At 69.9% G+C, this 8,997-nt stretch carries 8 protein-coding genes and 4 pseudogenes; 8 read left to right on the forward strand and 4 right to left on the reverse strand.

The genetic code is table 11. The annotated features are described in order from the left end of the window. Both KBI5_RS28045 and KBI5_RS28820 read left to right on the forward strand, forming a co-directional pair. A pseudogene (locus KBI5_RS28045) lies at positions 1-174 on the forward strand (IS66 family transposase); the annotation flags it as partial. A 486-nt stretch (positions 175-660) separates the two neighbouring features. Further along, positions 661-1,207 (forward strand): annotated as a pseudogene (locus KBI5_RS28820) (AfsR/SARP family transcriptional regulator). A gap of 171 nt (positions 1,208-1,378) precedes the next feature. Here KBI5_RS28820 and KBI5_RS19015 read toward each other — a convergent pair. The 3 genes from KBI5_RS19015 to KBI5_RS19025 form a co-directional block, all read right to left on the reverse strand. Then, on the reverse strand, positions 1,379-2,113 hold the full coding sequence (locus KBI5_RS19015; protein ID WP_035909062.1) for an SDR family oxidoreductase: 735 nt from the start codon (positions 2,111-2,113) through the stop codon (positions 1,379-1,381). Positions 2,114-2,255: 142 nt separating this feature from the next. Then, on the reverse strand, positions 2,256-2,828 hold the full coding sequence (locus KBI5_RS19020; protein ID WP_347272520.1) for a methylated-DNA--[protein]-cysteine S-methyltransferase: 573 nt from the start codon (positions 2,826-2,828) through the stop codon (positions 2,256-2,258). Between the two features lie 38 nt (positions 2,829-2,866). Next, positions 2,867-3,352 carry a sigma-70 family RNA polymerase sigma factor gene (locus KBI5_RS19025; RefSeq protein WP_023840196.1) on the reverse strand — a complete coding sequence of 162 codons (486 nt, stop codon included), beginning with the start codon at positions 3,350-3,352 and terminating at the stop codon, positions 2,867-2,869. Positions 3,353-3,581: 229 nt separating this feature from the next. On the opposite strand from KBI5_RS19025, the gene KBI5_RS19030 reads away from it, so the two are divergent. The 5 genes and pseudogenes from KBI5_RS19030 to KBI5_RS19055 all read left to right on the forward strand — a co-directional run bounded on the left by KBI5_RS19030 (position 3,582) and on the right by KBI5_RS19055 (position 7,762). Next, a complete protein-coding gene (locus tag KBI5_RS19030) occupies positions 3,582-4,076 on the forward strand; it encodes a methylated-DNA--[protein]-cysteine S-methyltransferase (RefSeq protein WP_085016007.1) in 495 nt (164 codons plus the stop codon). Between the two features lie 204 nt (positions 4,077-4,280). Then, a complete protein-coding gene (locus KBI5_RS19035) occupies positions 4,281-5,510 on the forward strand; it encodes a 3-carboxy-cis,cis-muconate cycloisomerase (protein ID WP_011434625.1) in 1,230 nt (409 codons plus the stop codon). A 230-nt stretch (positions 5,511-5,740) separates the two neighbouring features. Continuing rightward, positions 5,741-6,564 (forward strand): annotated as a pseudogene (locus KBI5_RS19040) (IS5 family transposase). Positions 6,565-7,122: 558 nt separating this feature from the next. After that, positions 7,123-7,425: a nucleotidyltransferase gene (locus KBI5_RS19050; RefSeq protein WP_011434627.1), complete on the forward strand. Its 303-nt coding sequence runs from the start codon at positions 7,123-7,125 to the stop codon at positions 7,423-7,425. Beyond that, entirely contained in the window at positions 7,415-7,762 is a 348-nt protein-coding gene (locus KBI5_RS19055) for a HepT-like ribonuclease domain-containing protein (RefSeq protein ID WP_006538963.1), read from the forward strand. Before KBI5_RS19050 ends, KBI5_RS19055 begins: the two co-directional genes overlap by 11 nt. An 84-nt stretch (positions 7,763-7,846) precedes the next feature. Here KBI5_RS19055 and KBI5_RS19060 read toward each other — a convergent pair whose 3' ends face one another. Next, positions 7,847-8,734 (reverse strand): WYL domain-containing protein, encoded by an 888-nt coding sequence (locus KBI5_RS19060; protein WP_051624004.1) that lies wholly within the window; start codon positions 8,732-8,734, stop codon positions 7,847-7,849. Positions 8,735-8,749: 15 nt separating this feature from the next. Here KBI5_RS19060 and KBI5_RS19065 point away from each other — a divergent pair. Further along, positions 8,750-8,997: pseudogene (locus KBI5_RS19065) on the forward strand (transposase); the annotation flags it as partial.

An 8,997-nucleotide genomic window follows, 5' to 3' on the forward strand; every position in this document is an offset into this window, starting at 1 on the left:
GTCACCGCGACCGCCGACCTGCACGGCCTCAACCCACTGACCTACCTGGCCGACTACCTCGACGCCTGCGGTCGCGCCGGCGCCAGAGCACCCACCGGGACGGACCTCGACCGGTTCCTGCCCTGGGCTGCCAACCCCGACGACCTCGCCCGCTGGAGGAAGCCTCCCGGCTGACCCAGCCACGCCAGCCCGACTCCAGCGGTGTCACACCCGGTGACACCGCCCGTCAGCATTCCCCCACGCGACTTCCGACTACTTACATCGAATCGACGGTTTCGAATAGGTCGCCACTGCCGTCGCCGCGCAGCGGCATAGGCTTTCTACGTCACCACGTAGGACGCGTGAGCCATCACGCCCGGGCACTTACCAGACGTAGTTGATCGTAACCGACAGCTACCTCCGCGCAGCCCTGCGTCCGCACCAGAGACAGCCGACGTCGACCGGGCAACGCCCCACCATCATCCCAGACACAACCCCGAACGCGACAAACAGGCCACCGCAGCCCCACAGAATTCTCATCCGATCAGGTGGCGGCCACGCCGCCAGGAATGCTCAAAAAGACGCACCCTCTACGTGCTGCATATCCGGCGGAGTCTCCGGCTGCCGTCGGTCCAGGATTCTCGCGAGGTTCTCGTCACCCGGAACCATGCATACCAGATCGTGGCGGAYGGATACGACTTCGACCGGTGCCGATTCGATGATCTATATCGGGCCGGGCGGACTGCCGCGGCTCGGCGCGATGCCGAGGCGGCGAGCCGGCTGTTGGGCCAGGCGCTGCGCGAGTGGCGCGGCCCTGYCCTCGCGGATGTCAAACGTGGCAGCCTCAGCGCACCGCACGTCATGGCGCTGGAGGAGGCCAGGCTGCACGCGACCGAGCTCAGGATCGAGGCCGACCTGGCGCTCGGGCGGCACCACGAGCTCGTGCCCGAACTGGAAGACCTGATCAGCCTGCATCCGATGCACGAACCTGCACGCCCAGCTCATGGTGGCCCACTCCCGGTCCGGCCATCCGAAGCGAGCCGCCTCGGTCTTCCGTCGCCTCCGCTCCACGCTCATCGACACGATGGGCATCGAGCCGACGTTCCGGACGTCCAACCTCATGCGTGCCATCCTCGCCGGYAGCGACCTGCTGCTGGGCGACCGGTGGGAGTCGTCGCCGCAGGCGTTTCGGCAGGGAACGGGCCGCCAGCTGACCCGCGCCCGCTGATCCTGGGCGCTCCGTCGCGGCCTGCGGCCTGGGCCGTCGAGTGCCAGGCCTGTCCTCCACGGGCAGGCCGGCACCCGGCGGCCGCAGCGACTCCCGCCGGACCGAACCCCGTCACGCCTGGTGGGTCATGCCGGTCGGGTGCGGCGCGCTGCTACCCGGGCGCGGTGTTTGCTACCAGGCTACGATGCCGTTCTGGTCGAAGAATGTGCCCGAGGGGGCGTCGTCGGGCAGGGTCGCGGCCCGGACGACGACCTGCGCGGCTTGGTCGGCGGTGAGTTGAGCCTGCTCTCTGTTGATCGGGGTCAGGTCGGTCTGCACGAAGCCCGGGCAGACTGAGCTGATCTTGATGGGGGTGTCGGCGAGCTTCTTGGCGAGCGAGATCGTGATGCTGTTCAGCGCCGCCTTCGAGCTCTGGTACGCCGGCACGATCAGGCCGTAGTAGGGCGATGCGGGGTTCGCCTGGTCGCTGAGCGAGCCCATCGTGGTGGAGACGTTGACGATGCGGCCGGCCGGGCTCCTGCGCAGCAGCGGAAGGAGCGCCTCGGTGACGGCAACCGGGCCGAAGACGTTGGTCGCGTACGTCTTCCCGAACAGATCGAGGGAGGCGAACTCGTGCTGCTCGCCGTCCGTGGCCTCGGGCAGGATCCCCGCGTTGTTGACCAGAATGTCCAGGCCGGCCGGCAGCTCCGCGACCCGCCTGGTGGCTGCCGCGATGCTGTCGGGGGAGGTGACGTCGAGCGCGATGGCGTCGGCGTCGAATCCCTGCGCCGTCAGATCGGCCGCGGCCTTGTCCGCCGCGGCCTGCTCCCGCGCGGTCACGAGGATCCGGTGCCCGAGCCGCGCCAACGCCTGCGCGGTTGCGAAGCCCAATCCACGGTTGCTCCCGGTGACAAGTGCTGCAGACATGCGTTGTCCCGTCCAGGGGTTCGGCCCGCCGCCGGGGCGGCGGCGAGAGCGTTGACGAGGCTCTCGGCAAGGAGACGCCCGGACAGGCCGGAACGTGAGGTGTCGATTGCGATCCGATGCCCTGTGACCTCTCCGCGCCGCGTCAGAGTGCCCCCTCGAGCCGCAGCAGGGATTGCTTGGCCTGCTCGCCGCCCAGGTAGCGGCCGATCCGGCCGTCGCTGTATATGACGCGATGACATGGAAGGATCACGGGCAGTGGATTCGTCGCRCAGGCCGTCCCCACTGCCCGGACCGCGCGAGGGCTGCCCGCCAGCGCGGCGACCGCCGCGTAGCTGGCCGTGCTGCCATAGGGGATGTCGCGCAGGTGCTCCAGCACCGAGAGCCGGAATCCCGTCGCGAGCCGCAGATCGAGGCTCAGTGTGAAGCGTGACCGGGCCCCGGCGAAGTACGCGTCGAGCTGAACGGCGACGGGATCGAGCCGCCCGTTCGCCCGCAGAACGCGGGGGCTGATCCGCTCGGACAGCGACGCGAGCACGGCGTCGTGGTCCTCCACCTCATAGGCGACCCGGACCAGCCCCTGCGGGGTCGCTGCGAGCAGGAGCCGCCCGACGGGCGAGTCCACGCTGCGGTAGGCCACGTCCAGCAGACCCTCCCGCTCGGCCTCGGCCGCGAGCCGTTGGCGCAGGCGACTGAGCCGGGCATCGAGGTCCGGCATGGCGGCGAACGGATCGGGCGCCCGAAGATCGTCGCTGGTCATCGCGACTCGTCCTCCTTCGCCAGTGCAAGCATGCTCCGCAGCGATGCGATGGCGTCAGCGCCCGCGCGCCGCGCGGCGGCGGGATTGCCACCGACGAGCCGGGCGACCTCGGCGTACGGGAGTCCGGCGAGATAGTGGAGCGCGACGGCCTCCCGTTGCCTGGGCGTGAGCCGTTTCAGCGCGTCCCACAGATCCAGCTGCGTGTCACGCTCCTCCCACCGGGCCGGCTCCGGGAGGCGCTCCGTCGGCGCGGGCCGCCGTGACTGGGCCCGCAGCTGGTCGATCGCCTTGTTGCGCGCGATCGTCACCAACCACGCCTCGACGTTGCTGCCCGCAGGCAGCTCCGGATACGCCCGCAGCGCCGCGAGAAACGTCTCCGACCAGGCATCCTCGGCCAGATCCGGCCCGGCGACCGCCCAGCAGACCCGCAGCACCATCGGCCCGCACCGCTGGACCACGGCGTCGAACGGTTCGCGCTCCATGCCAGAAGAACGATCCACACGGCCCAAGTGTGAGCCCGGGCTCGGGCCTGGTCGGATCCGGTCGGCGCAGCGGCCGGGGCCCGTCCCGGGCGGACGAGGACGCGAGGACCTGCCCGGGGCTCACAAACAGCCCGGCCCGGACGTCGTAGGGGTGAACGCACGAACCGTCGCATTCCGGAGGCCGGCGATCAGCGAGATGCCTGTGCACTGAGCCCCGCTTCACGCCGCCGTGACCTACCGCCACGTGGACACGGCTGTCGGCCGGCTCTTCCTCGTGCGGACCCAGCGGGGTGTGGTGCGCGTGGCCTTCCSCGACCAGGACGCCGACTTCGTGCTGGACAGCGTGACCAGGCAGGTCGGGCCGGCCGCCGAGGCCAGGTGCGGCCAGCTCGACGACGTGTACCGCCAGATCGTGGAGTACCTGGACGGCGACCGCCGGGAGTTCGCGGTGCCGCTGGACACGTCGCTGGTTGGCCCGGCCCAGCGGGAGGTCCTGCGTGCCCTGTGCGCCGTGCCCTTCGGCGCCGCGGTGACGGTCGGTGAGCTGGCTGTCGCGGCGGGTCGACCGGCGGAGGCGGCGGCGGTGGGGCTGGAGGTAGCGGCCAATCCACTGCCGATCCTCATCCCCTGCCACCGGGTGCTGCGCGTGGGGCCGGATGCCGCCGTCTATCCGGGTGGCTGCCATGTGCGCCATCAGCTGCGGGCCCTGGAGGCCCGAGGGTGAGCGCGGCCCGGGCCGGCTCTCGAGCGTCGCTGTAGCCGAGCCGCACAGTCTGGTCTGGCGCTACCGCTACCGCTACCGCTACCGCTACCGCGGCAGGCGCCCGACCGGGCGGCGGAGGCGGCGAGTGCACATCGCCCGGACCGGTCCGCCCCGCACTCGGCCGTGACCGCGACCGGACCTCCGTCTGCGAGAGGAAGCGGCACGATGGACGACCTACGACACGGTGACGGGCGGGCGGCGTCCTGGGCCGGAACTCTCATCGATACGGCGACGAGCGGTGCGGCGTGGCTGCGGGCGATGCTGGACGTGGAGGCGGCCGTCGTGCGTGCGGAGGGCCGGCTGGGTCTGGTGCCTGCCGCCTGCGTCGCCGCGATCGACAAGGCCGTCGCGGAATGCTCCGCGGACGTCGAGCGGCTCGCCACCGGCGGGCAGTGGTCCGCGAGTCCGGTGGGTGGGCTGGTGGCGACCCTGACCGAGACCACGCGGCGCATCCACCCCGCCGCCGCCGAGCATGTGCACCGCCATCTCACCGATGCGGATGTCGTTGCAGCCGCGTCGCTGGTCGTAGCGACCCATGTCCTCGCCCTCGCCGACGCCGATCTGCAGCGGGTGGCCGCGGGACTCGCCGAACTGGTCGACCGACGGCGGCCGGGCGGGTCGGCCGTGGACGGGGCCGGTGCACCGGGCCGGGCGGCGCGCAGTCTTCCGACGGTCGCCGCCGGTTGGCTCAACGACGTCCTCGACGCCCGTGACCGCCTGGCCCGCCTCGTCGCCGACGGCCTGCCCGCCCCGTTCGAGGGGATCCTGACCCTCCAGGTACCGGCGCCGCTCGCGGCGGCGCGGGAAGAGGTACCGGGCCCGATCGACGGGGCCCTGGCCGCGGTGTTCGCTGCCGAAGCGGGCCTGTCCGAGCCGTCACTGCCATGGCGTGGGCCTCGTACCATTCTGCTCGATCTGATGGCTTTCGCCGTCTTCGTCACGTCCACGGCGGCCACGGTGTCCGCCGGGATGCGGCGCTGGGCTCCCGCACGCCCCGAACCGGCTGGCGTGAGGGACGCAGCCGCGGCACGCCACTCGGCTGCGGCGGTCGACGTCATGGTGATCTCCTCGGCCATCCGGACGCCCGTGCTGGTCGTCTCCCTCGTCCACGACCTGGCAGCCGAGCTGTGGAACGACAACGACCGGCACGTCGAGTGGGAGACGCTGCGCGGGGCACTGCGTGCCCTCGGCGGTTCCGCGCACGCTGTCGCGGAGCTGGTCGAGCATGAGGTGACGGACGGCCTGTTCGCCGACCCGGACCGGTACCGACGCGCGGCCGACGCCGAGACCGAGGTCGACGCCGACGCCGACCCCCAGGCAGAGGCCGGCGGCCCTGGTGTCGGCCGGATATTCGTCGATCGGGTACTCGAGCGCTATCTCTTCAGCGCGCGGTGAGCGCGATGCCCAGTCGTCCGAAACTTCAGCGCTGTCGCGGAGAATTGCAGGGTGACGAGCCACTCACGCCGAAGACCACGGGAGAGGTGGATGTATGTCCGTTGCGCTGTCGACCGGCAAGGCTCCAAGAGCCTGTTTTGGATCTTTTTGCATATGCGGAGCGTGACGGAAAGTTGGTGTGGATGTTGGTGGTGGGGTTTGGACGGGGGTGATGGCGGCAGGGGCTRGTCATGGTACGTACACACCGGTATCCATCGGATCTGACCGACGCCGAGTGGGCGCTTGTCGAAGCTGTGTTGCCGCCGGTATCGAAGGACGGCCGGCCCGAGGCGCACTCTCGCCGGGACATCGTGGACGCCATCCTGTACGTGACACACAACGGGATCGTGTGGCGCGCGCTGCCGGCGGGCTTCCCGCCGTGGCAGACGGTCTACGGCTTCTTTGACCGGTGGAAGAAAAAAGGCGTGACCGCCGGGATCCATGACGCGCTGCGGGGCAGGGTCCGGCTCGCGCGGAGCCGACCGCGGGGGTGGTGGACTCCCAGTCGGTCAAGGGCGCCCAGACGGTCGGCGCCGACTCCGGCGGCTACGATGCCGGCAAGAAGGTCAACGGCCGCAAGCGGTTCGTGATCGTCGGCACGCTGGGTCTCCTGCTGACCGTCCTCGTCGTCCCTGCCAACGTCCAGGACCGCGACGGCGGCCGGCGCCTCCTGATAGACCACTACTTCACCCATCATCGCTGCCGTCATCTGTTCGCCGACGGCGGTTTCGCCGGCCAGCCTGTTGCATGGGCGCGGACCATCATGAGGACCACCGTCGAGATCGTTCGGAAGAAACCCGGTCAGAAAACCTTCGAGGCCCTGCCGAAACGATGGGTGGTCGAACGTACCCTTGCCTGGCTCACCGCCCACCGGCGGCTTGCCCGCGACTACGAACGCCCCCCCGCCACCTCCGCATCGTTCATCCACTGGGCGATGATCCGCACCATGGTCCGCCGTCTCGTTCGCGGGAATCCCGTCCCACGCCGGCAACCCCGCGACACTACAGGGCGTTAACATCACTCAAGATCCAGGACAGGCTCTCAGTAGCCATGGCCACGCCGTGGCGGGAGTCAGGTCCACCGGGTCGTGGAGGGCACGGCCGGTGGATCTGTGAACCACGAATACCCGGCGTCTGTCACCCGGTCGTGTTCTCGCTGCCTGCGGATGCCCGAATCGCGATCGTGATCTCGTTACCGGCCGCGGGGGCGACGGTGCAGTGCAGCCCGAGATCGGTGACACGGCCGTCGCGGGCGTTCCATTCGCGGGCGCCGTCGTCTTGGTGTGACCTGGCATTTTGTTGAACTTTTTTCTTGGTGCAAAATTCGCACAATCCGAACCGTCGCCTGATTCGCCCGGCGGGCGCTGTGGTCCAGAGCTCGTTTGCCGGTGTTGAGTTAACCCCTTAACCGCCTCGGGGTGCCGCTGGCCTCGGTCCGAGTCGCCGGGGCGGGCGTGATGCCAGTGAGTCGCGGTTTGCCCGTGCGGCTGGTCAACGGGCAGTCATGATCAGCGGCGATGCGCGTTGGAACGGTGCGCCCTGGACCTTGAGCTTCCTGCGGCTACCCTTGACCTGTGGGGTCCATCGCCGGAGTAGAGATCGACAGGGCACGCCTGGCCGCGATCTGCGCTCGTTACGGGATCGCGGAACTCCAGGTGTTCGGCTCGCAGGCGCGCGGCACCGCGACCGCTGACAGCGACATCGACATCCTGTACACCCTTGCGCCGGGCCGGCGTCTGGGCTGGGACATCGAGCAGCTCGCCGATGACCTCACCGGCCTGTTCGGACGGCCCGTCGATTTGGTCTCCGCCCGCGGGCTCCACCCGCTGCTCCGCTCGTCCGTCCTGGCTGAGGCACGGCCCGTCTATGCGGCGTGACGTCCTCCTTCTCAGCGAGATGATCGAAGCGGCCGACCAGGCACAGAAACTCACCGACGGAATCACCGTCAGCGCCCTGGAAGCGGACCGGCAGCGCCGCGACGCACTCCTGTGGAACTTCACCGTGCTCGGCGAAGCCGCCAGTCAGCTCTCCGAAGAGATCACCAAGAGCTATCCCGACATCGCCTGGAAGCAGCCCGTCCGGCTACGCAACCGGATCGTCCACGGCTACTGGTCCGTCGACCTCGAGATACTGCACACCGCGGCCAGAGAGCAACTACCCCAGTTCTCTGTCGACCTGCGTCGAGTCCTCGCAGCTGTACGCGAAGGCACCTGAACCCACCGAGGGCTGGAGCGTGAGTGGCCTGGTCGCCTGATGTCGGGCGCGGGCACAGGCAGTCGGTGAGGGCCACCGACGGGGTCAGCCGACCGGGGCGACCGACTCGATGTTGGCCACGGTGAAGTCCCGTTGTGCGTCCCGCAGGTGACACCACGCCTCGAGCCATCGGCCGTACAGCTGGTGCGGCTGGATCTCCCGGGCAGTCCGGTTTCCTGCCTTGTTCCGGTAGCTGATCAACACGTCGCGCTGGGCCTCGATCGCGTCGGCAAGCAGGATGATCTCGGTATCGGTCAGGCCAGGGTTCAGCTGCGCCAGCCGCGCGGACGTCTCCGAGATATCCGACCCGCCGCTGTCCGTGCCATCCGGGTCCGCGAGCAGCCGTGCGGCCAGCTTCTCCGCGTCCATCCGGGGCCGGACCCGGGACGCGGCCCGCGTCGGCGACCGGGGCGCAGCCGCGCGGTGCTCCTGCTGCTTCTCGACGATCACTGTGCCCGTCGCGTCCTCGGCGACCGGGGACAGCCCGGCCGCACGCAGCCGTGCCAGCACCTCGTGCGGCTCGTGCGAGCTGGACAGCACCGTCGGCGCCACCCGCGCCAAGGACAGCTTCGCCAATGACCGGGTATGCAGAATCTCGCTGATCAAGGCCTCTTCGGCCACGACGCACGAGCGCATTCCCCGCACCCGGATCTTCCCGTGGAGGCGAGCCACATCCTTGACCAGATATTCCAACTCCCGTATCGCGGCGGCCGCCTTGTCCCGCAGCTCGCCTGGCCCGTATAGATGCAGYGGGAAGAACCAGTCGACGTGCTCGCCGGCCACCCGCAACGACAGCCCACCGCGCGCCGCGCACAGCATGGCGCGTCGTAGCCCACCGGCGGCCGAGGCCAGGGGCAGCGGCGGGGCCAGTTCCTTGTCTCCGCGGATCTCCCGGCTGGTCGGAGCATGTTCCAACATCAACCATGCGGTCACCAGCGCGGACCACTGATGGGCCGGCGGAACTATGACCATCTCACCCGTGACGAGGTCGACTGCGATTTCCCCGGCGGCGGGCCGGCCCGCTTCTGGCTGTGGGTCTTCCTCGGTGAGGACTCGGTGTGCTTCGTGATGGACGCGACCCGTTCGAGTGCGGTCCTCGCCGACCATGTCGGCCTCGACCCGGACATCGGCCAGCTCAGCGACACCCCCGGCGGCGCGGCGCGCCGGCTCGTGCTGTCGTCGGACTTCTACACCGT

The sequence above is a fragment of the Frankia sp. KB5 genome (genome assembly GCF_002099325.1).
Lineage (GTDB): Bacteria > Actinomycetota > Actinomycetes > Frankiales > Frankiaceae > Frankia > Frankia casuarinae.